The 25,681-nt window shown below is 70.6% G+C and carries 25 protein-coding genes; 12 read left to right on the top strand and 13 right to left on the bottom strand.

The genetic code is table 11. The features are described from left to right. From BM290_RS42160 to BM290_RS42130, 7 genes are all read left to right on the top strand, one after another. Entirely contained in the window at positions 1-891 is an 891-nt protein-coding gene (locus tag BM290_RS42160; RefSeq protein ID WP_093621607.1) for a carbohydrate ABC transporter permease, read from the top strand. Continuing rightward, positions 891-1,772 (top strand): carbohydrate ABC transporter permease, encoded by an 882-nt coding sequence (locus BM290_RS42155; protein WP_093621606.1) that lies wholly within the window; start codon positions 891-893, stop codon positions 1,770-1,772. The genes BM290_RS42160 and BM290_RS42155 overlap by 1 nt, the downstream gene beginning before the upstream one ends. Then, positions 1,769-2,398, top strand: a complete 630-nt coding sequence (locus tag BM290_RS42150; RefSeq protein ID WP_093621605.1) for a YesL family protein — start codon at positions 1,769-1,771, stop codon at positions 2,396-2,398. The genes BM290_RS42155 and BM290_RS42150 overlap by 4 nt, the downstream gene beginning before the upstream one ends. Then, the gene (locus BM290_RS42145; protein ID WP_093621604.1) at positions 2,395-3,534 is read left to right on the top strand and encodes a glycoside hydrolase family 88 protein; all 1,140 of its coding nucleotides are present in this window, start codon (positions 2,395-2,397) and stop codon (positions 3,532-3,534) included. The genes BM290_RS42150 and BM290_RS42145 overlap by 4 nt, the downstream gene beginning before the upstream one ends. A 12-nt stretch (positions 3,535-3,546) precedes the next feature. Then, positions 3,547-4,371 (top strand): 5-deoxy-glucuronate isomerase, encoded by an 825-nt coding sequence (gene iolB, locus BM290_RS42140; protein WP_093621603.1) that lies wholly within the window; start codon positions 3,547-3,549, stop codon positions 4,369-4,371. A gap of 130 nt (positions 4,372-4,501) precedes the next feature. Next, entirely contained in the window at positions 4,502-5,188 is a 687-nt protein-coding gene (locus tag BM290_RS42135; RefSeq protein ID WP_093621657.1) for an SDR family oxidoreductase, read from the top strand. A gap of 110 nt (positions 5,189-5,298) precedes the next feature. Next, on the top strand, positions 5,299-5,931 hold the full coding sequence (locus BM290_RS42130) for an NADPH-dependent F420 reductase (RefSeq protein ID WP_093621602.1): 633 nt from the start codon (positions 5,299-5,301) through the stop codon (positions 5,929-5,931). 101 nt (positions 5,932-6,032) lie between these two features. Here BM290_RS42130 and BM290_RS42125 read toward each other — a convergent pair whose 3' ends face one another. The 4 genes from BM290_RS42125 to BM290_RS42110 form a co-directional block, all read right to left on the bottom strand. Beyond that, complete coding sequence (locus BM290_RS42125; protein WP_093621601.1) at positions 6,033-6,611, bottom strand: barstar family protein; 579 nt, start codon at positions 6,609-6,611, stop codon at positions 6,033-6,035. A 261-nt stretch (positions 6,612-6,872) separates the two neighbouring features. Continuing rightward, complete coding sequence (locus tag BM290_RS42120; RefSeq protein ID WP_093621600.1) at positions 6,873-9,299, bottom strand: MMPL family transporter; 2,427 nt, start codon at positions 9,297-9,299, stop codon at positions 6,873-6,875. 19 nt (positions 9,300-9,318) lie between these two features. Beyond that, entirely contained in the window at positions 9,319-9,918 is a 600-nt protein-coding gene (locus tag BM290_RS42115) for a TetR/AcrR family transcriptional regulator (RefSeq protein ID WP_093621599.1), read from the bottom strand. Positions 9,919-10,005: 87 nt separating this feature from the next. Next, the gene (locus BM290_RS42110) at positions 10,006-10,227 is read right to left on the bottom strand and encodes a hypothetical protein (RefSeq protein WP_093621598.1); all 222 of its coding nucleotides are present in this window, start codon (positions 10,225-10,227) and stop codon (positions 10,006-10,008) included. An 83-nt stretch (positions 10,228-10,310) separates the two neighbouring features. Between BM290_RS42110 and BM290_RS42105 the strand changes: the two genes are divergently transcribed. Continuing rightward, entirely contained in the window at positions 10,311-11,060 is a 750-nt protein-coding gene (locus BM290_RS42105; protein WP_093621597.1) for a PhzF family phenazine biosynthesis protein, read from the top strand. On the opposite strand, the gene BM290_RS42100 is transcribed toward BM290_RS42105, so the two are convergent. After that, the gene (locus BM290_RS42100) at positions 11,047-12,213 is read right to left on the bottom strand and encodes a trans-sulfuration enzyme family protein (protein WP_093621596.1); all 1,167 of its coding nucleotides are present in this window, start codon (positions 12,211-12,213) and stop codon (positions 11,047-11,049) included. The genes BM290_RS42105 and BM290_RS42100 overlap by 14 nt on opposite strands. 125 nt (positions 12,214-12,338) lie before the next feature. Between BM290_RS42100 and BM290_RS42095 the strand changes: the two genes are divergently transcribed. Both BM290_RS42095 and BM290_RS42090 read left to right on the top strand, forming a co-directional pair. Continuing rightward, entirely contained in the window at positions 12,339-12,662 is a 324-nt protein-coding gene (locus BM290_RS42095) for a PadR family transcriptional regulator (protein ID WP_093621595.1), read from the top strand. Further along, positions 12,659-13,543 carry a hypothetical protein gene (locus BM290_RS42090; protein WP_093621594.1) on the top strand — a complete coding sequence of 295 codons (885 nt, stop codon included), beginning with the start codon at positions 12,659-12,661 and terminating at the stop codon, positions 13,541-13,543. Before BM290_RS42095 ends, BM290_RS42090 begins: the two co-directional genes overlap by 4 nt. A gap of 116 nt (positions 13,544-13,659) precedes the next feature. On the opposite strand, the gene BM290_RS42085 is transcribed toward BM290_RS42090, so the two are convergent. Continuing rightward, complete coding sequence (locus BM290_RS42085; RefSeq protein ID WP_177320129.1) at positions 13,660-15,849, bottom strand: serine/threonine-protein kinase; 2,190 nt, start codon at positions 15,847-15,849, stop codon at positions 13,660-13,662. A gap of 258 nt (positions 15,850-16,107) precedes the next feature. On the opposite strand from BM290_RS42085, the gene BM290_RS42080 reads away from it, so the two are divergent. Then, entirely contained in the window at positions 16,108-16,818 is a 711-nt protein-coding gene (locus tag BM290_RS42080; RefSeq protein ID WP_177320128.1) for a substrate-binding periplasmic protein, read from the top strand. Further along, a complete protein-coding gene (locus BM290_RS42075; RefSeq protein WP_093621591.1) occupies positions 16,815-17,813 on the top strand; it encodes a cation diffusion facilitator family transporter in 999 nt (332 codons plus the stop codon). The genes BM290_RS42080 and BM290_RS42075 overlap by 4 nt, the downstream gene beginning before the upstream one ends. Before the next feature lie 25 nt (positions 17,814-17,838). Here BM290_RS42075 and BM290_RS42070 read toward each other — a convergent pair whose 3' ends face one another. The 7 genes from BM290_RS42070 to BM290_RS42045 all read right to left on the bottom strand — a co-directional run. Next, entirely contained in the window at positions 17,839-20,547 is a 2,709-nt protein-coding gene (locus BM290_RS42070; RefSeq protein ID WP_093621590.1) for an exo-rhamnogalacturonan lyase family protein, read from the bottom strand. Positions 20,548-20,552: 5 nt separating this feature from the next. Continuing rightward, a complete protein-coding gene (locus BM290_RS42065; protein WP_093621589.1) occupies positions 20,553-21,389 on the bottom strand; it encodes a carbohydrate ABC transporter permease in 837 nt (278 codons plus the stop codon). Continuing rightward, positions 21,386-22,282: a carbohydrate ABC transporter permease gene (locus BM290_RS42060; RefSeq protein WP_093621588.1), complete on the bottom strand. Its 897-nt coding sequence runs from the start codon at positions 22,280-22,282 to the stop codon at positions 21,386-21,388. The genes BM290_RS42065 and BM290_RS42060 overlap by 4 nt, the downstream gene beginning before the upstream one ends. Beyond that, positions 22,279-23,553 carry an ABC transporter substrate-binding protein gene (locus BM290_RS42055; protein WP_177320127.1) on the bottom strand — a complete coding sequence of 425 codons (1,275 nt, stop codon included), beginning with the start codon at positions 23,551-23,553 and terminating at the stop codon, positions 22,279-22,281. Before BM290_RS42055 ends, BM290_RS42060 begins: the two co-directional genes overlap by 4 nt. Before the next feature lie 251 nt (positions 23,554-23,804). Beyond that, complete coding sequence (locus BM290_RS48850) at positions 23,805-23,960, bottom strand: hypothetical protein (protein ID WP_177320126.1); 156 nt, start codon at positions 23,958-23,960, stop codon at positions 23,805-23,807. Continuing rightward, complete coding sequence (locus BM290_RS42050; protein ID WP_093621586.1) at positions 23,945-24,856, bottom strand: trypsin-like serine peptidase; 912 nt, start codon at positions 24,854-24,856, stop codon at positions 23,945-23,947. The genes BM290_RS48850 and BM290_RS42050 overlap by 16 nt, the downstream gene beginning before the upstream one ends. Positions 24,857-25,126: 270 nt before the next feature. Beyond that, positions 25,127-25,681, bottom strand: a 555-nt coding sequence (locus tag BM290_RS42045; protein WP_177320125.1) for a cbb3-type cytochrome c oxidase subunit I, incomplete at its 5' end; no start/stop codon positions are given.

Genomic DNA, 25,681 nt, shown 5'->3' with positions numbered 1-25,681 from the left:
ATGACGACGATGCCCGTACGACGCCGGCGGTGGCGCAACACCGCGGTCGGGCTGAGCTTCCTGCTGCCGAACTTCATCGGCTTCCTGATCCTCACTCTGATCCCGGTGGGGCTGCTCTTCTACTACGCGTTCACCGAGTGGAACGTGTTCGGCGGCGCCACCTGGACCGGCCTGGACAACTTCCGGCAGATGGCCCGGGACACCACCTTCTGGACGGCGCTGCGCAACACCCTCTACTACGCGGCCTTCCACATCCCGCTCACCCTCGGCGTCTCGCTCGGGCTGGCGCTGCTGCTCAACCGCAAACTGCGGGGGGTGGCGTTCTTCCGTACGGTCGCGTTCTTCCCGTACATCACCTCGATCGTCGCCGTCGCCCAGATCTGGAACATGCTGTTCAGCCCGGGTTACGGCCCGGTCAACGAGCTGCTGCGCTGGGTCGGTGTGGACAACCCGCCCGGCTGGACCACCTCGGCCGACTGGTCCATGCCGGCCGTCATCCTGGTCGGGACGTGGCGTGACATGGGCTACTACATGCTGCTCTTCCTGGCCGGCCTGCAGACCATCCCGGGCCAGCTCTACGAGGCGGCCCGGGTCGACGGGGCGTCGGCATGGCAGCGGTTCCGGGCGGTCACCCTCCCCGGCCTGCGGCCCACCACCTTCTTCATCACCGTCCTGCTCACCATCGGCAGCTTCAAGGTCTTCGACCTGATCCTGGTGATGACCAACGGCGGTCCGGGGCAGTCGACGCTGGTGCTCGCCCAGTACATCTTCCGCAAGGGCTTCGAGGAGAACCAGTTCGGGTACGCGTCGGCGGTCTCGATCGTGCTCTTCGCGATCTGCCTCGTGGTGACGGTCGTCCAGTTCGTCGTCAACAAGCGCAGGAGCTCGTGATGACCACCGTCCTGGTTCCGGAGACCGCCACCCCGGCGGAGGTCCCCTCGGTCACCCGCCGTTCTTCCCGGCCTTGGCGCATTCTGGGGTACGCCGCACTCGGCGCCGCCGGAGTCGTCGTGCTGCTGCCGTTCTACTGGATGGTGCTGTCGTCGCTGAAGACCAACAACGAGGTCTTCACCATCCCGGTCCGGTGGATCACCACCGACCCGGTGTGGAGCAACTACGCCGACATCTGGTCGAAGTCGAACATGGGCGCCTGGCTCGGCAACACCGTCTTCCTGTCGGCCGTCGTCACCCTGCTCCAGGTCGCCACCGGCAGCTTCGCGGCGTACGGCTTCGCCAAGGTGCACTTCCCGGGACGCGACGTGCTGTTCCTCGCCTACATCGGCACCCTGGCCGTGCCGTGGCAGTCCTACATGGTCCCGCAGTTCGTGATGATGACGAAGCTGCAGCTCACCGACTCGCTCTGGTCGATCGTGGCGTTGCAGGCGTTCGGCGCGCTCGGCGTGTTCATGATGAAACAGTTCTACGAGACAGTGCCGGACGAGCTGCTCGACGCGGCCCGCATCGACGGGATGAGCGAGTACGGCATCTACCGCCGGATCATGCTGCCGCTGTCGGTGCCGGCCCTGGCCAGCCTCACCCTGATCACCGCGGTCACCACGTGGAACGACTACATGGGTCCGCTGATCTACCTGCGCAGCCCTGACCTGTGGACGATCCAGATCGGCCTCAAGTCGTTCATCAGCCAGTACAACGCCGAGTACGCGCTCATCATGACCGGATCGGTGCTGTCGGTGCTGCCGATCGTGGTGGTCTTCCTGCTCGGCCAGCGCTACTTCGTCGAGGGCATCGCGACCACGGGGCTCAAGGGATGAACGCCGGCCGGATCTTCGAGGCGGTGTACGTCGCGCTGCTGACGAACCTGCTGCTCGCCCTCGCCTGCGCGCCGCTCGTCCTGGTCGTGCTCACCACCGACCCGGGACGGACGTGGCCACTGCTCGTGCTGTTCGCGCCACTGGGCGGGCCGGCGCTCGTTGCGGTCTTCGCGGTGCTCCGGTCGTACGACGACGGTGTCCTGAAGGTCTTCTGGAACGCCTGGCGCGTCTCGGCGCGCCGCGCGCTGACCACCGGCACCCTCGCCACCGTCGCGCTGCTCGTCCTCGGTGTCGACGCGGTCTGGCTCGCCGGGCGCACCGCCGGCGCCGTGCTGCTGCCGGTGATCGCCGTCGTCATGACGCTGATCGTGATCACCACCGTGCTGACGCTGGCAGCGCTGGCCGAACGCCCGGACGCGCGGCTGCGCGACCTCGCCCGCGCCGGCGCCTACCTGGGGCTGCGCCGCTGGTACCTGAGCCTGTTCTCGCTGGTCGTGCTGGTGCTCTTCGAGGTGCTGCTGGCGGCCCGGCCGGCGATCGCGATCGGGGTGGCGGCCAGCCCGCTGCTCCACATCGTGTGGGCGAACAGCCGCTTCACCCTGACCACTACCGGAAGGACGACATGACGGCGATCGCCGACCAGACCGGAACCGCGGTGACCGCCGCCCTGCGCACCCTCGACGCCAACATCGCCGAGTTCGGTGAGCGCTACCCCGACGACACCACCGTCGACGACCGTTATCGGCCGCGGCCCGCGAACATCGGCTGGACCACCAGTTTCTGGCCCGGGATGCTGTGGCTCGCCTACGACCTGACCGGCGACGAGAACTACCGGACGGCGGCGTCCGCGCACGTCCGGTCGTTCGTCGACCGCGTCGATCAGGGCATCGACCTGGACACCCACGACCTGGGTTTCCTCTACACGCTGTCCTGCGTGACCGCGTGGCGGCGGACCCGGGACCCGGAGGCCAAGCGGGCCGCGCTGTCCGCCGCCGACCACCTGATGCGGCGGGTGCTGCCGTCCGCCGGGATCATCCAGGCCTGGGGTGACCTCGCCGACCCCCGGCAGCAGGGCCGCACCATCGTGGACAGCCTGATGAACACGCCGCTGCTCTTCTGGGCCAGCCGTACCAGCGGCGACCCCCGCTACGCGGCGGCGGCCCGGCGGCACACCGCCCAGCTGCGTGATCACATCCTGCGGCCGGACGACACGACATACCACACGTTCTACTGGGATCCGGTCACCGGTGAGCCGCTGCGCGGGGAGACCGAGCAGGGCAGCGCCGACGAGTCCTGCTGGGCGCGCGGCCAGGCGTGGGGCATCTACGGGTTCACCCTCAACCACCAGTACACCGGCGATCCGACACTGCTGCGCGCCGCGATCCGGTGCGCCGACTACTTCCTCGCCCACCTGCCGCCGGACGGGGTGGCGTACTGGGACCTGATCTTCACCTCGGACGCCTCCGGCGAGGAACGCGACAGCTCGGCCGCCGCCATCGCCGTCAACGGGCTGCTCGAACTCGCGGCGCTCGTGCCGTCGACGCTGGCCGACCACTATCGGGCGTCGGCCGGGCGGATCCTGCGCTCGCTCATCGACGGCTACTCCACACTCGACCGGCCCGACTCGAACGCGCTGCTGCTGCACGGCGTCTACGACAAACCCAAAGCCGTCGGCGTCGACGAGGGCACCCTGTGGGGGGACTACTTCTACCTGGAAGCCCTCGCCCGCGTCACCCGGCCCGGCTGGACCCACCCCTGGTAAGGAGCACCACTGATGGACTACAAGTACCACTGCTACATCCCGGCCGCGCCCGGACTCAACACGCTGCCGTTCAACCCCTGCTCGCTGCTCGACCTGCAACTGCTGACCCTGTCGCCCGGCGAGACCTGGACCGGAACCTCCGGCGACCGGGAGATCCTCGCCGTCATCCTCGGCGGCGCCGCGAACTTCACCGTCGGAGGGTCGAAGTTCGCGGCGGTCGGCGGACGGGCGGACGTGTTCAGCGGCAAGCCGCACTCGGTCTACATCCCCGCCGGATCCGACATCACGATCGAAGCGGTCGGCGCCGTCGAGATCGCCCTGCCCAGCGCGCCCAGCGACCTGGTCACCGAGCCGTACGTCATCGAGCCGTCCGAGGTGGCGTCCGGGCGCTGGGGCGGCGCCAACTTCGGCCGCAACTACCACCAGATCCTGACCGAGATCGCCCAGCCGTCGCTGCCCGCCCGGCGGCTCATCGTGGGCGAGACGTACACACCGTCCGGGAACTGGAGCACCTACCCGCCGCACCGGCACTCCAACGACAATCTGCCCGCCGAGGCCGCCCACGAGGAGATGTACTACTTCCGCGTCGCGCCCGAGGGCGGCTTCGGGATCTGCCGCCTCTACACCGACGAGGGCTACGAGGAGAACTTCACCGTCCGCGATCACGGCGTCCACATGATGCCCGAGGGGTACCACACGGTGGTCAGCGCTCCCGGGTACACCACCTACTACCTGTGGTTCCTGGCCGGGACGCAGCGTACGCAGGGCGCCCACGAGGACACCACGCTCAGCTGGGTCGGCAGGACCGTGCCCACCCTGCGCGACCTGGGCCTCTGACCGTGATCCCGGTGCACTCCGTACGGCCCGGTCCGCCGGCCGTTGCTCCTTCCCGCCTTCCACCGGTCCGCGTCGCTCGTTCTGCGGGCCGTTCCGATCGTGGCGGCCTCGCGCGTCCGTGGGGGTTCCGGTGATCCTGGACAGCTTCCGCCTCGACGGGCGGGTGGCCCTGGTCACCGGCGGCAACCGTGGTCTCGGCCGGGCGTGCGCCGACGCCCTGGCCGAGGCCGGCGCCTCGGTGATCGCCGCCGGCAGCCGGGAACTGGACCTCGCCACCGCCGACCTCCACGCATACGTGTCCGAACTCGATCAGATCGACATCCTGGTCAACAACGCCGGGATCATCCGCCGCGCCCCGGCCGCCGAGGTCACCGCCGGCGACTGGAACGACGTCCTCACCGTCAACCTCGACGCCGCCTTCCGGCTCAGCCAGGCCGCCGGCCGCCGGATGATCGCCCAGGGCCACGGGAAGATCATCAACATCGCGTCGATGCTCTCCTTCCAGGGCGGCATCCGGGTGCCGGCCTACACCGCCAGCAAGCACGCCATCCTCGGCCTGACCAGGGCGCTCGCCAACGAGTGGGCGGGACTCGGGGTCAACGTCAACGCCATCGCCCCCGGATACATGGAGACCGACAACACCGCCGAACTCCGCGCCGACCCCACCCGGGCCCCGGCCATCACCGACCGCATCCCGGCCGGCCGCTGGGGAACCCCGGACGACCTCAAGGGCGCGGTCGTCTTCCTGGCCTCCGACGCGGCCCGCTACATCCACGGCACGGTTCTCCCGGTGGACGGGGGCTGGCTCGCACGCTGACCGTCTCCCCGGTGGCCCGTCTCCCGCGGCGTGCCACCGGGGCGGGTGGGGAATGATCCGAGACCTCGCACAGTTGCGTGACACGTCAACTACTTCGGGAGGGTTCGGCCATGACGACCATCGGCATTCTCGGCGCGGGGAAACTCGGCACCGTGCTGGCGCGGCTCGCGGTCGCGGCCGGATATCGCGTGCTCATCGCCGGGTCCGGTGATCCGGCGAAGATCCGGCTCATCGTCACGGTGCTCGCTCCCGGCGCGACGGCCGTCACCGCCGCCGAGGCCGTCGAGCAGGCCGATGTCGTCGTGCTGGCGCTGCCGCTCGGCAAGTACCGGACGATTCCGGCGGAGGCGTTGCGCGGCAAGCTTGTCATCGATGCCATGAACTACTGGTGGGAGGTCGACGGGATCCGTGACGACCTGCGGTCGGACACCAGCTCGCTGGTTCGTGACTCCCTGCCCGGGGCTCGTGTCGTCAAGGCGTTCAACCACATGGGCTATCACGTGCTCGAGGAGGAGGCCCGACCGGCCGGTGCGCCGGGGCGCAAGGCCAACGCCATCGCCGGTGACGATCCGGCCGACCTGGCCGAGGTCGCCGCTGTCGTCGACCGGCTCGGCTTCGACCCGGTCGTGGCCGGCGCGCTGGCCGAGGGGGTCCGGATGGAGCCGGGCACCGATCTGTTCGGCTCCAACAGCGACGCCGCCGAGGTCCGCGCCCTGCTCGACCGCTTCCCGGATCGCGTTTGACGCACCCCGCCGGCCACCGGATCCGAGCACCTGCCGGCTGCGCGGCTCCACCATGCGGGCGGAGCCGGACGAACGGCCGGAAGAGAAGCCGGATGACGGCGTCAGCGGGATCGGCGCCACCACGGGCGTCGGGGAGGTTCGGGGGGTACGTCGAAGAGGCCGGCGGTGGAGGAGGGGCGCTCGGCGCGATTCCACAGGACCGGGGTCCCGGCCACCGGTGGGAGGGAGAAATCCGGGGCGGTGGACTGGATCAGGCAGATGAGCTGTTCGTCGTCGGCCTGGGCGGCCCGTGAGCGGGCGGCGAAGACGTCGAGCATCGCGTGAGCCAGGTCGGGCAGTCGTTCGGCGAAGCGATCGAAGGAGGTTATCGCCAGGACCAGGCCGGTGGCGTCCGCCGGGAAGCCGTAGGCGTGAGCGGCCACTTCGCCGAGGCAGTCGTTGAAGGCGTCGAGGTTGTTGCCGTAGTGCGCCGGGAAGTCCAGGGCGCGGGCCAGGCCGGTGTGCATGTCCTGGGCCGTGTGCCACGTGCTCGCCTCCAGCGGGACCACGTGGTAACCGTCCATGCGCAGGGCGGTCGTCGTCTGCACCATCCCCGTCATGCGATGAAAGAGGATCACCGGGGAATCGGACAGCAGCTTGGCGCCCTCGACACGACGTGGATCCTGGTCACCGGTCGGCATAGGTGCCGATCGTAGTCGGCCCGGTCGGTGGTGACTCGCTCTCCGATGGTGCGGCGCGTTCGTCGGCTGGGTTCGTGCCGTGGGGCCGGGGGTGACGGTGAGCGGCGATCGGGTCGGGAGGGTGGCGGGCGGAGCGCGGCCCGGAGGTGGCGAGCCGATGACGGGGCCGGGCGAGAAGCAGCCCGGCCGCCGCGAACGGTGCGCGGCGGCCGGGCCGGGAAGCGGTCCGGCCACCGAGAGGGCGGTGGCCGGGCCGGAGGGTCAGCGGAGGACGGGTTCGGCCGGCTCCGAGTGGGACGGGTGGTGGACGACGTGGTGGGCGCGTTCGAGTGCGGCGCCCTCGACGTCGACGTTGGGGAGGATGCGGTCCAGCCAGCGGGGGATCCACCAGGCCGAGCGGCCCAGCAGGTGCATGACCGCCGGGATGAGCAGCATCCGGACCAGGAAGGCGTCGACCAGGACGCCGAAGGCCAGGCCGAAACCGAGGGAGCGGATCATCGCGGTGTTGGAGAAGATGAAGCCGCCGAACACCGAGATCATGATGATCGCCGCCGCGGTGACGACCGTGCGGCCGGCGTGGACGCCCTGCTGGACGGCCAGGCGGGCGGGGGCGCCGTGGGCGTACGCCTCGCGCATGCCGGACACCAGGAACAGCTGGTAGTCCATGGCCAGGCCGAACAGGATGCCGATCAGGATCGTCGGCAGGAAGCTCAGCACCGGGCCCGGGTCGTGGATGCCGAAGACGGCGCTCAGCCAGCCCCACTGGAAGATCGCGGTGATGCCGCCGAACGTGGCGAACAGGCTGAGGATGAACCCGAGCGTCGCGGTCACCGGCACCAGGATGGACCGGAAGACGAAGATCATGATGATCAGCGAGATGCCGATGACGAGCCCCAGGTAGAGCGGGAGCACGTTGTCGAGCTTCTCCGAGATGTCGATGTTGCCGCTCGCGGAACCGGCCACGCCGAGAGTGACGTCGCCGTTCAGCGGGTCGAGGCCGCGCAGGTCGTGGACGAGCTGCTCGGTCTCGGCGCTGGTCGGGCCGGACGACGGGATGATCTGGAAGCCCAGGGTGCGGCCGTCGGCGGAGGCGCCGATCGGGGCGACCGCCTCGACGTTGTTCTGGGAGAGCAGCACGTTGCCGATGCGGAGCTGCTCGGCCTGCTGGGCGTCGCCGGTGACCGGGGCGGGCAGGTCCGCCACGACGACCAGGGAGCCGTTGACGCCGGCGCCGAAACGTTCCTCGATCAGCTTGTACGCCTGGTACTGGGTGGACGACTGGTCCTCGGACGAGCCGTCCGGCAGGCCCAGCCGCATCGACATCGCCGGGATCGCGACCGCCACCAGGGCGACCAGCAGGGCCAGCACGGTGATCACGGCCCGCGGGGTGCCCATCGGCTTCACCGACGCGTTCGACACGGCGTGGGCCTTGCGGTTGAGGACCCGCTTGCCGATCAGCGACAGCAGGGCGGGCGTCAGGGTGACCGCGAGGAGCACGGCCACCGCGACACAGATCGCCGCAACGGTGCCCATCAGGCCCAGGAACGGGATGCCGGTCACGTTGAGGGCCAGCAGGGCGACCAGCACCGTGGACCCGGCGAACACCACCGCGTTGCCGGACGTGCCGTTGGCCAGGCCGATCGACTCGTGGAAGTCGATCCCGTCGAGTAGTTGCCGCCGATGCCGGTTGAGGATGAACAGGCTGTAGTCGATGCCGACGGCCAGGCCCAGCATGACACCCAGGACCGGGGTGATCGACAGCATCTCCACCACGCCGGAGAGCGCCAGCGACGCGGTCACGCCGATGCCGACGCCGGTCAGGGCGCTGAGGATGGGCAGGGCGGCGCCGATCAGCGTACGCAGCATGGCCAGCAGCGTGATCGCGGCGATGACCAGGCCGACGATCTCGCCGACGCCGATGATCTCGGGCAGGCCCTGGGTGATCTCGTTGGAGTACTCGGCCTCGACGCCACCGGGCAGGCCCGCGTTGACGTGGTCGACGACGCGCTCCTTGGTCTCCGGGGTGACGTCGAGCTGCGGCACGGTGAACCGGACCTGCGCGACAGCGGTGGAGCCGTCCACCGACACCTGCCGGATCGGCGACGACATGGCGAGCAGCCGCTGGCCGACGGACAGCTTCTCCGCCTGCGCCTCCAGCTCCTTGCGCTTCTCGATGATCAGCGCCTGCTGCTCGTCGATCTTCGCCTTGGTGGCCGCGTCCGCGCCGTCGCCGAGCAGCGCCTTGGCGCCGTCGATCTGCTGCTGGCCCTCGGCGAGCTTGGCGCGGCCGTCCTCGATCTGCTTCACGCCGTCGGCGACCTGGGCCCGCCGGTCGCTGATCTGCTGGGAGATCGCGAACGGGTCGGTGGTCGAGGCGACGCCCTCGAGCTTGCCGGTGGAGGCGAGCAGCGCGGAGATCGCCGTCTTCTGCGAGTCGGTCAGCGGGGTGTCGTCGGGGGTGTGGAAGACGATCTTGCCGTTGCCGCCGGCCGCGATGGGGAGCCGCTCGCCGAGGCGGTCGCTCACCTTCGCGGTCTCGGTGCCGGGAATGTCGACTACCGGGGACAGCTCGCCCCGCGCGACGAAGTAGCCGGTGACGGCGACGCCAAGGACCACCAGCCAGGCGGCCAGGACGACGCCGGCACGCCGGGCGCAGAAGCGGCCCAGGCGGTAGAGGAGCTCGGCCAATGTGGTTCGTTCCTTCTGGCTAGTAGCCCTTGCGGACTGTTTCGATCATGCGTTCGAGCAGGCTGTGCCACAGCTCGCGGGACCGCTCGTCGAGCTGCGTGGCGGTCACCGCGATCCAGTGGGTGGCGACCGCGACGGTGCCGTTCATCAGTGAGCTGACCAGGATCGCGGCGTCCAGGGGGTCGGCTTCGGGATATTTCCGGGCCAGCTCCAGGGCCATCTCCTCGCAGGTGCGGGCGACGGTGGCGTGGAAGATCTGGGCGGCCTGCGGGTTGCCCGGGGCGAAACCGCCCAGGGCACGCCAGAGGTACGCCACGATGCCCGGCACGTCGGTGACCCGCAGGGCCCCGGCGACGTCGGTGAACATCGACTCCCGCTCGCCGGAGGTGACGGTGGTGCGAAACCCGTCGATCACCACGTGCAGCATCTCGGTGCACACGGTGGTGACGACGTCGTCGATCGACGCGAAATGGTTGAAGACGGTGCGCCGGGAGACGTCGGCACGCTCGGCGAGCTGGTCGACGCTGAACCGGCCGCCCTCGGCGATCAGAGCGCCGGCCGCGTCGAGGATGGCGCGCCGATGACGGGCCTTGAGGGCCGACCGTCGATCGATGGTCACCCTCCTACACTAAGTGCATCGTTGCACTACGTGCAAAGCGGCCCCCCGTCGACGTTCCGACGGGGGGCCGCTTCTTTCCGAGGAGGATCAGAGTCTCTGCGTCTCGGTCGTGTCGGCGTGCAGCTCAGCGGTGGTCTTCGTGACGAACTTGCCGGTGCTCGCGCTGCGGTTGACCTCGCGGTCACCCCGATCGGAGTCACCACCCACCTTCTCGGTGGTCGTGGTGCGCGGGTTCCGCTCCGCGGTGCTCTCCTTGACGAACCGCCCGCTGCGAGCGCTGCGGTTGACCTCGTGCTCGTTGCCGGCCATCGGGGGGCCTCCTCGTCCGGTGTGACTGCCGTTGCACCCTTCTCTCTGCCCGGTTCCGCGGCCGGGAAACTACCGTTGCTGATGTGATCACCGTGGTCGACGCGTGTGTCCGCGACGGCGCGGGCGGCAGCCCCACCCTCGTCGCCGACGACGAGGACGGCGATCGCTGCGCGATCGTCCGATCGAGCGGCGCGTCGCACGGCGCTTTCCTCGATCTCCCGGTCGTTCGTTTTTTCACGGGTACGGCCGAACTGCGCAACTGCGGACACGGGACTCTCGCCGCCCACGCGGTCCTGCTGTCCCGCAGCGGCCGGCCCCGGCAGCGGCTCACCCAGCACACCGGCGGCCGCGCCTACGAGGTGACCGCCGCGCGCCGGCCCGGCGGCGGGATCGCCGTGTGGTTCGACCAGGGGCCGGTCACGATCGAGCCGCCACCCGCCGGCCTCGGCCAGATCCTCGGCGCCCTCGGCATCGGCGATCCGGGCGGGATCGTGGTCGCGTCGCCCGGCGCCCCGCGGCTGCTGATCCCGGTCGCCGACCCGGCGGCCCTGGCCCCCGACTTCCCCCGGCTCGCCCGGGCCTGCCGTGACCTGGGGCTGCTGGGCTGTCTCGTCTACCGCCTGGACGGCCCGGTCGCGTGGGCCCGGCTGTTCGCGCCGGCGATCGGGGTCGACGAGGACGTGGCCAACGCCAACAGCTCCGGATGTCTCGCCGCCCACCTCGGCAGGCGGGTCGAGGTGTGGCAGGGCGACGCGCTGGGGCGGCCGTCGGCGGTGTGGGCGGACACCGACGGCCGTACGACCCGCGTGGGCGGGGTCGTCAGACTGCGCTGAGAGCCTGGTCCAGGTCGGTGATCAGGTCGTCGGGATGCTCGATGCCGACGGCTATCCGGATGGTGCCGGGGCCGATCGACGCGGCCCGCAACGCGTCGGCGTCCAGCTGGCGGTGCGAGCTCGACGCCGGGTGCAGGATCAGGGTCTGCGTGCCGCCCAGCGACGGCGCGAGCTTGATCACCCGTACCCCCTTCTGGAATCGCAGACCCGCCTCGTGACCGCCGGCCAGGTCGAAGCAGAACGGCGCGGCGAAGCCGCCGACGAACGCCGAGGCGATCGCGTGACTCGGATGATCCGGGGAGCCGGTCCACAGCACCCGCTCGACCGCCGGATGCCCGGCCAGGAACCCGGCCACCCGCGCCACGTTGCCTTTGTGCCGGTCGATGCGCAGCGGCAGGGTCTGCAGGCCACGCAGGGTCAGCCAGGCCGCGAACGGATCCGGCACGGCGCCGAACTCGACCGCCTCGGCCCACACCTCCCGGTGGAGCGCGTCGTCGGCGAAGACCGCGATCCCGCCGGTCACGTCGCTGTGCCCGCCCAGGAACTTCGTCACCGAGTGCAGCACCACGTCGGCGCCGTGCTCGATCGGGCGGCACAGCAGCGGCGTCGCGAACGTGTTGTCGACGACCGTCGTGACCCCGGCCCGCCGGGCGATCGGCGCGAGCGCGGGCAGGTCGCTGACGTGGCCGGTCGGGTTCGCCACGGTCTCCAGATAGAGGATCCGGGTGCGTTCGGTGAGCGCGTCGCGTACCTCCTCGGGATCGTGCCCGGACACGAAGGTCACCGTGAGGTTCATGCGGTCGGCGAGTTTGCGCAGCGCGGCATGCGTGCCGCCGTAGAGGGTGTGCTGCGCGATCACGTGATCGCCGGCCCGGAGCAGGCTGTGCAGCAGCAGCGAGACGGCGCCCATGCCGGAGCCGGTGGCGATCGCGGCCGTGCCGCCCTCCAGCTCGGCGACGGTCTCCTCGAGGGCGCGGACCGTCGGGTTGGCGAAACGGGAGTAGACGAACGGGCCGTCCGGCCGGTTGAGGCCGTCGGCCAGCGGATCCGGGTCGTCGAAGGCGAACGACGACGTCTGGTAGAGCGGCACGCTCAGCGGCGTGCTGTCCGGAACCGGGACACGGAGGTGAACGACGCGGGTGTCGGCATGCATACCCCGATCCTGTCCCCGGGGCGGTGCGGGGGACAGGGCCAATGCCGCCGTCGCGGCCCGCCTGCCCGAGTCCCCCGATGACTCCGCTCTCGTCATATGTAGTTGGACTACGTATAGTCGAGTGCATGCGGGAGACGACCTACTTCATCCTCGCGGCCCTGCAAGACGGGCCGCTCCACGGGTATGCGATCATCCAACGGGCGTCGGCCCTGTCCAGCGGGCGGATCCAGCTGGCCACCGGCACCCTCTACACCGCACTCGAGCGCCTCGCCACCGCCGGCCACATCCGCGTCGTCGACGAGCAGATCGTCAACGGCCGGGCCCGCCGGTCCTACGAGCTGACCCCCGAGGGCGGCGCCGCCCTCCAGGAGCACGCCGAGCAGCTGGCCGCCGCCGCCCGCGTCGTCACCGAGCGCCGCGTGACCCGGGCGGCGGTGAGCCCCGCATGACCACCGATCACACCACCGCGGTGGAGCGCCGCTACGCCCGGCTCGTCAACCTCTACCCGGCGCACTACCCGCGTGACGAGATCCTCGACACCGTCCTGCAGAGCACCGCCCGGTTCACCGCGCGCGAGGCGTTCTCCCTGCTCACCGGTGCCTTCCGGGCCCGGACGGGCGCCGACGTGCACCGCGGTCCCGCCGAGTTCCTGCAGTCCGCGACCCGCCTCGCCGCGCTGGCGCTGCTCGTCCAGGCGGCCGCCGGCGACGTGCTGCGGGCGCTGCCCCTCGACCTCACGGCGATCCTCCAGAGCGCCGACGGCATCGTCCAATATGCGACGGCCGGCCTGCTCGCGCTGATCCTGCACGTCACCGCGATCGTCACGCTGACCCGCGGGGCGTACCGGGTGGCCGCGGCCGCCGCCGTCCTCGGCCTGGTCGCGTCGATCCTCTCCGCGTCCCGCTTCGGCGGTCCCTGGATGCAGGCCGGCTTCGGGGCCGCCCCACTCGCGGCGCTGCTCGCCGGCGTCCTGGCATGCACCCGCCGGCGCGAGCGCTCCGCACCACTGTGGTGGCTCCTCGCCGTCCCGCCCGCCGTCATCCTGCTCCCGACCGGCTCCGGCACGGTTCTCAGCCCCGCGCTGTTCATCGAGAGCCAGGCCTTCCTGGCGCTGACGGCCGTCGCCGTCGCCTGGTCCCTGCTGGACGCGCGGGTGCCCGTCGCGGTCGCCGCCCTCGGCATCTGCAACCTGATCACGATCATGCAGGTCGTGCTGCTCAACGGCATCGTCGGGGACGCCCCGGTCGCCGCCCAGGTCGCGGTGTCCGCGGCGCCGACCCTGGTCCTGCTGATCGCCGCGACGGTCAGCAGGCGACGCTCACCGATCTGAACCACGAGGGGGTACGGGACTGGTCGCGCCACAACCGCAGCACGGCGAGTCCCGTACCTGCCGCGCGACGCCCGGGCCCATCCGGCCCCAAGGCGTCTCACGGGTGTGTCCCGGGGTCACGCCCTGGTCAGCGACGCGGTCGCGATGTTGAGGGGCTCACCCAGGTCCTGCCACACCATCTCCATCCGCCCCTCGCCGCCGATACGAAGGGTCACCTCGGCCGCGTCGACACAGGTCCCCCGAGGATTCGACCCGGTCTTCTGCCGCAGGTGGATCTCCCCCTCGGTGGGCCACGGCTCGATGACCGTCAGGGTGCCGTCGCAGCTCAGCGACGTGTCGAACCCGCCGGTCCGCGACGACGCGGTGAACGTGATCGTCACCCGCCACGACTCGACCACCCCGATCGGCTGCTTCGCCGTGCCCGACCACGCACCGAGAAACGCCGCCGGAATCGCATCCCGTGGCCCGGACGGCGACGGCGACGGCGACGGCGACATCGCATCGCCGTCCACGATCGGCGCTGAGGACCGGTCCCACTCACGCCACGCCGTCCGGACGATCGCCCACGCGGCGATGACAGTGCTGACGACCAGCACCACCGTCCAGAACCCCTGCCACGGAAACGGCCGCCCACCTCTCTCCGCAGCGGGGTCGAGCCATCCCGCCGGATTCCCGGTGTGCCCAGCCGCCGGGCGCACCGGCGGCGGGTGTCCCGGGGCGACCACACCCTCGCCGCCCGGCCGTTGAGCGGGCGGCCGTCGACCCCCTCCGGCAGGGGGTCCGTCGGTCCGCGGCACTGTCGACGCCGGTTCGTCGCGCGGCGGCGTTGCGACGGCCGGCCCGGCGATCGGTGGCTCGGCCGACCGCGGATCGCTGTCCGGCATGGTGCCCGCCGGACGGGCGCGCGACGATGCGGGAACCACAGCGGCCGGGTCGGAGACCGCCGGTGCTGGTGTCACCGGAGCCGGTGACAGCTCATGACGGCCATCCGCATCGCCCGTCGCCGTGGGCTCCCCGGTCAGGAGCCGTTCGCCTTCTGGGACGGTGGCGCTGAGTGGTCGTTCGCGTTCCGAGATGGTGGCCGTCTGCGGGTGTTCCTCGTCCGGGGCGGCGGCGGTGGGCCGCGGTTGTTCCCGGTCCGGGACGGTGACGGTTTGCGGGTGTCTGCCATCCGGGACGGTGACGGTTTGCGGGTGTCTGCCATCCGGGACGGTGACGGTTTGCGGGTGTCTGCCATCCGGGACGGTGGCGGTCTGCGGGTTTCTGCTGTCCGGGACGGTGGCGGTTTTCGGGGGTCTGCTGTCCGGGACGGTGGCGGGCTCGGGCCGTTCGCCGTCGGGGACCGTGGCCGGGTGTGGTCGGCTGTCGTCCGGGGTGGTCGGTGGCTGGTCGCCGTCCGGGACGGCGGTGGGCTGCAGTTGTCCGCCGTCTCGGCGAGTGGCTTCGGTGCGGCGGACGGCGCCGGTTCGCGAGGGCTCGTCGTGGGCTCGGACGACGGCGGTCAGCAGAGTGTGCGCCTGGTCGGCGGTGAGCCGGCCGGCCGGATCCTTGGCGAGCAGACCCGCGATGACCGGCCACAGGGCGCTCGCCTCGGCGGGTGGTTCGGGACTGCGGTGCAGGATGGCGGCGAGCGTTCCGGGAAGGTCCTCACCCGGGAACGGCGATCGACCGGTCACCGCGATGTAGAGAGTGACGCCGAGAGACCACAGATCGGTCGCCGCGGTCGCCGGCTGCCCGTTGAACCGTTCCGGCGCGAGGAACGCCGGCGAACCGACCATCTGCCCGGTCGAGGTGATCGAGGTGGCGTCGTCGATCGCGGCGATGCCGAAGTCGGTCAGCACGACCCGGTCGGTGCCGAGCAGGATGTTGGCGGGTTTGACGTCCCGGTGCAGCACGCCCTGCCGATGGGCGGCACGGAGCGCGTCGACGACCTGCAGTCCGATGTCGGCGGCCCGTTGCTCGGTCAGGGTCCCCTGCACACGGACCGCCGCCGCGAGTGAGGGGCCGTCGACGAGTTCCATGACGATCCACGGCCGCCCGCCCTCGGTGACGACATCGTGGATCGTCACGATGCCCCGATGCCGGAGGCGGGCAGCGGCCCGCGCCTCCCGGAACGCACGCCGGACCATCGGATCCCCCGGATCGGCGGGTCCGCCGCCGTCCTCGGGGAGATGGATCTCTTTGAGTGCGACATCCCGCCCGAGCAGGGTGTCGTGGGCCTCCCAGACGGCGCCCATCCCGCCGCGGCCCAGCCATCCCGACAGCCGGTACCGGCCACCCACCACGCGCGCCGAACCCCCGAACATGCCGCGAAATCTACCGCCGGCGATCAACCGCCGTAACCGTCCCACCGGCCGATCCCGTTTCCTCCCGGCCAAGAGCAGAGGGTGGGGAAGGTGCCGCGCGAGGCGTAGGCGAGGGGGTGGTGCGAGCGGCCGGCGGGAAGGAATGGGGGCACGGCGAAATGCCCGATGCGGACGCCGAGGGCGGACGGGTGAAGTCCGGGGCATGAGGTGGTGAGGGGTGGGTAGCCAGCGGACGCCGGAATGGGGTGGAGGTCGAGGATGCGGCGGTTCGGGGTGCTGGTGGTGGGGCTTCTCCTGGCGGTGACGACGGCGGGCTGTGGATGGCCGAAGGACGCCGGCGGCACGCTCGCCGACGTGCGGGGCGGGGTGCTGCGGGTCGGGGTCACCGAGAATCCGCCGTGGGTACGGCTGGAGGGCGAGCCGTCCGGGGCCGAGGTCGAGCTGGTGCGGCGGCTCGCCGGTCGTCTGGGCGCGACCGTCGAGTGGCATCCCGGGTCCGAGTCGTCGCTGATGGCCGCGCTCCGCGATCGGGTCCTGGACGTGGTCGTGGGTGGGCTGGACGCGAACGTGCCCTGGATCGAGCAGGCGGCGCTGACCCGGCCGTACGTCACCACGCGCACCCTGGTGGCCGTGCCCGAGGGCGGCGGCGCCGTGCCGGAGGACCTGGCCGGGGTACGGGTGGCGGTGCAGGCGGGCACCGCTGAGGTCGCCGCGCTGGCCGCCGAGAAGGCGGAGGTGGTGACCGTGCCGGAGGTGACCGGCGCCGAGGGCATGCCCGTGGTGGTCGGCGACTGGCGGCTGGGCGAGCTGCACCTGACCGGGACCGGGGTCGAACTGGCCGCCCACGAGCACGTGTGGGCTCTGCCTCCGGGGGAGAACGGCTGGCAGGTCGAGGTGGAACGGTTCCTCGCCGAGCAGGGTGACGACGCCGTCGAGGAGCTGCTGGTGGCCGCGGAGCGTGCCCGGTGAGGGTGTACGGCCGGTTCGAGCTGCCCCCGGACAAGGCGGAGCTGCACCGGCGGGCCGTACGCCTGGAATGGTGGACGATCGTCTTCTTCCTGGTGGCGATTTTGCTGCTCGCGGTCACGCTGGGCCAGTCGCAGGCGATGAAGGCGGCCTGGATCGAGGACATGCTGGGCCTGGTGCCGCCGGCCGCGTTCCTGGTGGCGGCCCGGTTCCGCAACAGGCGGCCGACGGAGCGTTTCCCGTACGCCTACCACCGCAGTGTCAGTGTCGCGTTCCTGGCGGGCTCGGTGGCGCTGCTGTCGCTCGGCGGCTATGTCGTCTACGACTCGGTGATGCGCCTGATCGCGAAGGAGCGCCCGCCGATCGGGCTGGTGGAGCTGTTCGGGCAGCGGTTCTGGCTGGGCTGGCTGATGATCGTCGTGCTGCTGGCCACGATGGTCCCGGCGATCCTGCTGGGCCGGGTGAAGCAGCGGATCGCCCGTGAGCTGCACGACAAGGTGTTGTTCGCGGACGCCGAGATGAACCGGGCGGACTGGCTGACGGCCGGCGCCGCGGTGCTGGGCATCCTGGGGATCGGTGCGGGCCTGTGGTGGGCGGACGCGGTCGCGGCGCTGATCATCGGCGCCGACATCGTCCGCGACGGGGTACGCACGACACGCGCGGCCGTGGCCGACCTGATGGACGAGGCGCCGTCGCTGGTGGACGGCAGCGGCCCGCACCCGTTGCCGCGTGAGCTGCTGGCCGCCGTGCTGGACCACGACTGGGTGGCGGACGCGTGGCTGCGGCTGCGCGAGGAAGGTCACGTGTTCGTGGGTGAGCTGCTGGTGGTTCCGGTGGCGGACACGGACCGGCTGACCGAGCGGGTGGAGGAGCTGGAGCGGTTCGCCCGCGCCTTCAACTGGCGGGTGCACGACCTGGTGGTGGCGCCGGTGACCGCGATCGAGACCGCGGATGGCGCTCGGCCGCCGACCCCGGACGTCATGACTCGCCGGCCGTGACGTCCGGAGCGGGCACGAAGGTGGGTCAGCGGAGCAGGGCCAGGTTCTGGATGGCGGCCAGGCCGTAGAGGGCGGTCGTGTTGGTGTCCACCCAGGAGGCCTCGTCGACCGGGTTGAGGACTTCCGGGCCGGTCAGCGGGACGGTTCGCCACGGTGAGGCGTCGGTGTAGCCGTCGGTTCCGGTGAACTCCGTCCACGCGCGGGCCGCCAGTGCGGCGTCGCCCAGGCGGGACGCGGCGTAGGCGGTCAGGCGGGAGTGGCCCTGTTTGAGGATCAGGTTGCCGAAGTCGGCGCCGGTCTCGGCGGCCTGTTCGGCGCGGGTCGCGTTGAACAGGCGGCAGTACTGCAGCCACGCCGCCTCGAACGCCGGCATGTCGATCAGGGCGATCAGCTCGGCGCAGATCTCCACCTGGCCGAACATGGCGCTCAGGTGCGACACGCTGACGGTCTTCGCGGCGACCGCGAACTCGCCGGTGTCGAGGTCGTAGAGGCCGCTGCCGGTGACGAAGCCGTTCGGCATCCGGCCGATGGTCCGCATGGTGGCGAGCAGCTTCTTCTCGGCGATCGCGGCTTTCGGGCCGCGGCGTTCCCATTCGGTCAGCCAGGCCGCGGCGAGCCCGCTCCAGTCGGTGCCGAGCCCGATCGACAGGGCGTGCGGGTCGGGCGTGTACGGCTCGGTGCGGATCTTGCGGAGCGGGTCGAGGGCCAGGAACGTACGGTCGGAGTCGACGAGCTCGTGCATCAGGTCGCCGACCCGCTCGTCGGCGGTGAGGAAGTAGAAGATGCGCCGGTAGACGGCGGTGCTGATGCGCTGCTGCTTGGCGCTGTCGGCCCAGTGCTGCACGCCGTGGCGGGTGCCGAGCCCGGCCCATCTGCCCAGGTGGTAGACGTCGACCTCGCCGGTGTGCCGGGTCATCGCCTCGGCGAAGCGGAAGATGTCGGCCCGCCCGGACCGCAGGTAGGCGAACCACAGCCACAGGTCCGGCGACAGTTCGGAGTTGTCCCACGCGTAGCCGCCGACGTCGTAACGCCACACGTGCCGGTCCACGTCGGGCGTGTGCATCACGTCGCCGTAGTTCCAGAAGCCGTACCAGTGCCGGGATTCGACCTGGTCACGGTAGTAGTCGAAGAGGAAGTCGAGCCGGTCCTCGATCTTGGCGCGGTCCGGCGTGGACCGGTCGACGGGGGCGAACAACCCCCCGAACGCTCCGGCGGCGGCGAGGTGGGCGGGCGGCGCGACGATCTGCGGTGGATTCTTGATCGTACGGGCCAGAGCAGCCGTCTCCACGGAAGAGGGAGTCGCCCCGAGCGCGAAGAAGCTGAGCTCCGTGGTCCGCGCGATGCCGTACGGCGTACCGAATCCGGGCTCGTAGTCCTCGTAGGTGATGTTGAGTCCTTCGAGCTGCTCGGGATAGGTGTCCTGGCCGAGCCCGTCGTGGTAGAAGCGGGTGTCCATCGGCCCCGCCTCGGGCGACCACATCCAGATGGTGGCCCGGGCCTCGGCGGTGTCCGCGCCCCGGATGTCGAGCTGGGCGGGATACCGCTGCCAGAAGTCGCGCATCCCGAGGCCGAGCCCGCCGCTGACCCCGCCGACGTAGGCGAACCCGCCGGCCCGCCGCCCCGAGTCCACATCGATCCACCCGTGCCCGGCCTTGGTGCGCTTGCGGATCGTGTACCCCTGGGAGCTGAGCTGCGCGAGCGTGTAGTCACCCCAGGTCGGGATGAGCGGCAGCCGGGTGGTGACCCGCTGGTCCCAGGTGGCCGGGTCGGGCAGCTTCTGGCCGGCGAGCTGCGCGGTGCGTACCGCCGCTCCGGGGTCCCGCCGCAGGCCGGTGATGCCTTTGACCGCCTCGCGCAGCAGCCCGTCGCCGTCGCCGGAGATCCGGATGTGCCGGTCGTAGGTCTCGTCGCGCATCGGCACCCCGACCCGCACGCCGAGCCCGGCCACGAACTCCCTCTGCCCGTCGGAGTCGAACAGGAACGTGTGCACCATCCGCACGTGCTGCGCGCCCGCGTACAGGTAGAGCCGCACGATGAAGGGCAGCCACGACCGCCCGCGCCGCCGATGGTCGCCCTCGATCCGGACGACCGCCCGGACCGGCCCGCGCTGCTCGACGGTGACCCGCCGGATGTTGCCGACCAGGCGCTCCCGTGACGTACGGCGCTCGTCCTCGTCGTCGGCCGTGGTCTGCCGCAGGCTCACCAGCTCCAGGTTCTGCGCCACGCGAACGCCGCCCCGGGTGATCGATTTGATCAGCGACGACCCGCGGCGGCCGATCACCACGTCGATCACGCCGGTGCCGACGGTGATCGTGTCGTGTTTCTCGGCGACGGTGACGGCAGTGGCGATCGGCGCGCCGGCCGACCGGGAGAGCGTGTACGACGCGGACAGCGGCGCGTTCGCGGGCAGCGCGTGCGCGCTCCACTTGAGCGACCCGTCCGGCCAGTAGCCGATCGGCCAGCTCTGCACCGGCACGGCGGCGCCCTCGGCGCTGGTCAGCGCGAACGGCGAGTCGGCCGGGACAGCGCCCTGCGGCCACGGCACACCCCAGGTGCTGCCGACGTTGGCGCCGGGCGTGTCCTCGAGCCATGTCAGCGCCACGGTGTCCGGCGCCGGATAGGACGCCTTCCTCAACGGCGCCGGCGCGGCCACGGCGGGGGAGCCGGGGACCGCGGCCAGCAGGGGAGTGGCGGCGACGCCGCGGACGAAATTGCGGCGGGAGAACTCCTGCATGGGGATCAACCTTTGAGTCCGGAGGTGGCGAAACCTTCGACCAGCAGCCGCTGGAACGCGGCGAAGAACAGCAGGATCGGCACGATGGCCAGCGCCGACAGCGCCAGCATCGGCCCGAACGCGTTGTAGTCGGTGGTGTCGATGAACAGGCGCAGCGCGAGGGGGAGCGTCAGGCGTTCCGGCGACGACAGGTAGATGAGCTGGGTGAAGAAGTCGTTCCAGGTCCAGATGAACGTGAAGATCGCGGTGGTGACCAGGGCCGGCCGGACCAGCGGCAGCACGATCGAGGCGAAGATCCGGATCGAGCCGCACCCGTCGAGCCGGGCCGCCTCGTCCAGCTCCCGCGGGATGGTCCGCATGAACTGGACCATCAGGAAGATGAAGAACGCGTCGGTGGCCAGCAGTTTCGGCAGGATCAGCGGCCAGAACGTGTCGACCATCCCGAGCTTGGTGAACAGCGAGTACTGCGGGATGGTGATGATGTGCACCGGCAGCATGATGGTGGCCAGCGTGAAGGCGAACAGCGGCCCGCGCATCCGGAACCGCAGCCGCGCGAAGGCGTAGGCGGCCAGCGAGCAGCTCGCGATGTTCGCCAGCGCGCACGCCCCGGCCACGATCGTCGAGTTGACGAAGAACGTCCACGCCGGCACCCCGGCCAGGTCGTCACCGAGCGCGACGTAGTTGTCCAGGAGGTATTCGCGGGGCAGCAGCGCGAGGCTCTGCACGATCTCCGAACCCGACTTGAACGACGCCAGGAACAGCCAGGCGATCGGGTAGAGCAGCGGGATCAGCAGCAGGATCACGACGGCGTGCCGGCCGGTCACCCGCAGCCGCCCGGTCACGACTCGTCCCCGGAGTAGAAGACCCAGCCCTTGGCGGTACGGAACAGGAGCGCCGTGATCACGGCGATGACCACGAGCAGGAACCACGACATGGCGGAGGCGTAGCCCATCTTGAACTCGACGAAGCCCTTCTCGTACAGATAAAGGGTGTAGAAGAGGGTGGAATCGCTCGGGCCACCGGTGCCGTTGCTGACCACGTAGGCGCCGGTGAAGACCTGGAAGGCCCGGATCGTGTCGAGCACCAGGTTGAAGAAGATGACCGGCGACAGCATCGGGACGGTGATCCTCAGAAACGACCTCCACGGCCCGGCCCCGTCGACCGCCGCCGCGTCGTAGTACTCCTGCGGGATCTGCTGCAGCCCGGCCAGGAAGATCACCATCGGCGCGCCGAACTGCCACACCGCGAGCAGCACCAGCGCCAGCAGCGCCCGGTCCGGGTCGCCGATCCAGTCGTGGAAGATGACCCGCCAGACCAGGGCCACGCTGACGCTCGCGCCGAGCAGCGACGGCGCGTAGAACGCCGACCGGTAGAAGCCCTGCGCCCGGCTCCTGCGGTGGATCAGCAGGGCGACACCGAGGGCGGCCGCCAGTTGTACGGGCACCGAGATCAGCACGAACTTGGAGGTGGCCCGGACCGCGTTCCAGAAGTGCGGGTCGACCGTGAGCATCCGTACGTAGTTGTCCAGCCCCACCCAGCGTGGGGCGGTGAACAGGTCGTACTCGGTGAACGACAGGTACAGCAGCCACAGCATCGGGCCGAGGGTGAGCAGCAGCGCCCCGGCGACCCACGGGGTGAGGAAGAGATAGGCGATCGACGGGCGTTCGCCGTACCTCCTTCTTTTCGCAGGTGGCGCCGCAGCCGCAGAACGTGGCCGATCGAGCACGGTGGTCATGCGCCGAGGGCCTGCTGGATCTCGCTCATCAGGCGCGGCGCGGCCGCCTCCGGGGTGGCCTTGCCGTGCATCACGTCGTCGTAGATCCGCTGGAACTGGGTCTTCACCACGCCGGCGCCCTTGGGCGGCGGGGGCGGGGCGGGCAGCAGCTGCGGCGATACCTTGGCCTCGTAGTCGGCGACCATCTTCCACTCGTCGGTCAGCTTCGCCGCCAGGGTCTCCCGGATCTTGAGGTTGGGCGGGAGCCCACGGGCCATGCCGAGGATGGCGCCGGCCTCCGGGTCGTTGATGAAGAAGTCGGCGAACCTGAGCGCGACGTCCTTGTTCTTCGTGCGCTGAGCGACGCTGAGCATCATCGGCGGCTGGGTGAACTGGCCGATCCCGGTGCCCGCGGTGGGGAACGGGGTGAGCGCGAACGGGCTGCCGTACGTCTCCCAGGAGGTCATGCCGACCGTGCTGTCCGGGCAGAACTCGGCCGTCGACTCCTTGCGCGGGAACGGGGTGAGCGTGGTGTTCGCGGTGATCTCCGGCGGGGTGATCGCCTTCGCCTCCCGGAACCGCACGCCCAGCTTCCACCACGCGATCACCTCGGCCTCGGTGTAGCCGAGCTTGCCGTCCGCGGTGTAGAGGTCTCTGCCCTGCTGGCGCAGCCAGTCGCCGAACCAGTCCTCGATGCCGAACGGGTCGCTCAGGCCGCTCACCTTCGGCCCCAGCTTCGCGGACACGGCGGCCGCCGACTCGCGCAGGTCGTCCCAGGTCCAGCCGTCGGCGGGCAGCTTCGCCCCGGCCTCCTCCCACCGCTTGGCGTCGTACTGCAGCACGTGGGTGGTCTGGCCCATCGGCAGGCCGTACGTCTTGTCGCCGATGTTGCCGGCCGGGAACAGCTTCTTCTCCAGGTCGGCGGTCTGCACCTGGGTGCCGAGGTGCGGGGTGAGGTCGAGCAGGGTGTTGCGTTCGGCGTACTCACGCAGGTAGCGGTCGCCCATCTGGAGCACGTCGGGGGCGTTGCCGCCGCTCATCTCGGTGGCGAGCTTCTGGAAGTACGGGTCGTAGGCGGCGTAGGTGGTCTTCACCTCGACGCCCGGGTTCTTGCCGACGAACAGGTCGACGACCTGCTGGGTGAGTTTGGCCCGCTCCTCGCTGCCCCACCAGGCGAACCGCAGCGTGGTCTTGCCGCCGCTGCCCGAGTCGCTGCTGCACGCGGTCGTGGTGAGCCCGGCGCCGGCCAGGGCGAGGCCGGTGCGCAGGAGGGTGCGCCTGCTGACCGTCATGGGAATCCTCCCCGTGTAACGTTTCATCTGCATGCGAGAAAAGGCCCCCGAGCTGCGAGGGTTAAGATCGAATTATCGAACTGCTTCGATTGAATGACGGCAGCTTTGCATGCAGATCAATGGCACGTCAACGCCCTCTAGGCATAGATAGGAACCTTTATAATGACGCGTGAGGGCGGGCCGCCCGCAACTTAGCGGAAACCTTGACAGGTTCCAAGTGATCGCTAACATCCGGATGGCCCGTCCGACCCTCATCGGGCCACGGCGCTCACCGAGGCGCCGGTCGGACCGCGGTGCTGCACCGTCCGGCGGAGAGTGCCGTCCCCACCGGCCCGGACGGCTGCCGGTGGTCCGTCGTCGAGGACCCGGCCGCCCCGTTCCGGGTACGAGGTCAGGGGCTGGGCCATCCGCCGTCCTGCGCGACCCACTCGGTGACCAGCGCGAGCACGTCCGGCGTGATCCGCGGCGCGGAGTTCGCGGTGATGCCGAGCGTGGCCGGGGTGCCGCCGGTGCCGTACGCGTGCACGCCCACCGCCAGAGGCCGGGTGGTGTCGTCGTTCTCGTAGATCCACACCGGCGCGCCGCTCTGCCCGCCGAACGTGTCCACCTCGTAGAACAGCCGGCGCTCACTGACCTGCACGATCCGGTTGTTGCCGTGGAACTGCGCGGTCCCGTTGCCCCGGTCGCCCGGGTAGCCGGAGATGTTGACCTGGAAACCCTCCAGTTGCTCGGCCGGGCGCACCCCGATCGGGAACCAGCCGACCGTCTCGCCGATCGGCTCGGCCAGGTGGATGCAGCCGATGTCGTAGTCCGCGTCCTCGTTGCTCTGCCAGCGGTCCACCGAGGAGAAGCTGGTGCTGGTGACCCGGCCGAACGGCTCCGACTCGGCGGCCGGTCCGGACCCGTTGCGGCCCGGGATGACGTCGATCGTGGCCGCCCAGCCGCCGAAGAACGAGGTGCTGAAGACACAGTGGCCGGCGGTCAGCACGGTCCGCGGGCCGACCAGCCAGCCGGTGCCGATCGCGCCGGACCCGCTCGGCCCGCGCATCTGTAGCGAGCAGATCATCCGCCACGGGGACAGGTCGGTGTCGACGATCCGGACCCGCTCGTCCCGGCCGATGATCGACTCGAACGGCGGCAGGAGCGGGCCGCTGCGCCCCTTCACGCTCAGGAACCGCACCGATCGGGACAGCTCGCCGGAGGCCGTGCCGGCGGACCCGGGAGTGGCCGACGGGCGTACCGGCGTGGCGCCGAGGTTTTCGAACGGTGACCGTGGGTTGGTCACGGAGTTGATTTCTGGCATCTCTCGCACGTCTCCTGCCCGGCTCACTGCTGGAGGATCTGAGGAATCGGCCGGCGAATCGCGACCGTGGCGAGGTATTCACCGATGCCGTGATGGTTCCAGCTGTCCTTGACGACCGAAAGATCGGGCACCGGCTCGCCGGAGTGAATTCCGGCCGGACGGTGTGATCGAGCCCCACCGGATCACGGAAATCGTCCGGCGCCGGAACCTGCGACGGGCGGACCACGAGATCCTGGAAAGGCCGGGCGATCGCCCGGCCTTCCGTGAGGATTATTTCCGCTTCTTCTTCCGATCCCGATCCGACGCGATGTCCTCGGGGTAGGTGGCGCCGCCGTCGGACTCCGTGGTCAGCGGCCGCGCGCCACCCTCGGGCGGGCCGGCCAGCGACTGCTCGCCGGCGGCCAGATGCGGGAACTTCTGATCGAAAGCCGGGCGCTCGGAGCGGATCCGCGGCATCCGGTCGAAGTTGCGCAGCGGCGGCGGGCTGGAGGTCGCCCACTCCAGCGAGTTGCCGTGGCCCCACGGGTCGTCGGTGGTGACGACGCGGCCCATCTTGTAGGACTTCCACACGTTGTAGACGAACGGCAGGGTGGCGATGCCCAGGATGAACGCGCCGATCGTGGAGAACGTGTTCAGGAACGTGAAGCCGTCGCTCTCCAGGTAATCGACGTACCGCCGGGGCATGCCCTTGGTGCCGAGCCAGTGCTGCACCAGGAACGTGCCGTGGAAACCGATCATCGTGAGCCAGAAGTGGATCTTCGCGAGGCGCTCGTCGAGCATCCGGCCGAACATCTTCGGGAACCAGAAGTAGATGCCGGCGAACAC

It is taken from the genome of Actinoplanes philippinensis (assembly GCF_900113015.1).
Lineage (GTDB): Bacteria > Actinomycetota > Actinomycetes > Mycobacteriales > Micromonosporaceae > Actinoplanes > Actinoplanes philippinensis.
The sequence above is the reverse complement of the archived record's forward strand: the minus strand, read 5'-3'. Positions and strand labels throughout refer to the sequence as shown.